1 protein-coding gene is annotated in these 255 nt (G+C 40.8%); it reads right to left on the bottom strand.

The genetic code is table 11. The features are described 5' to 3' along the window. A partial coding sequence (locus tag WA325_RS21345; protein ID WP_336184168.1) for a transposase occupies positions 1 to 255 on the bottom strand: 255 nt, incomplete at both ends.

The following is a 255-nucleotide window of genomic DNA, read 5'->3' as shown; positions in this document are numbered from 1 at the left end:
CCGAGTAATCACTTTCTGCCGATTCTTTGATTTTGTACAGTTTTCAAGCAGCGGGCATGAGGAACATATTTCAGGATTTGATTTATATGTCCGGTAGCCTTTTCGGTCAGTTGTTGAGTACGTAAGGATTTGCTGGTTCGGGCAAATATATCTGTCTTGTTCACTGTCGTAATGAAATTTCCATTTTGGAAACAAGCCTCGGATAGGGTGATAAAGTCTATGTGCGATGACACCAAAGATTTGTCGGTCAGATAA

Origin of the sequence: Bacillus sp. 205(2023), from assembly GCF_037027485.1 — a bacterium.
Classification (GTDB): Bacteria; Bacillota; Bacilli; order Bacillales; family Bacillaceae; genus Bacillus; species Bacillus halotolerans.
The sequence above is the reverse complement of the archived record's forward strand: the minus strand, read 5'-3'. Positions and strand labels throughout refer to the sequence as shown.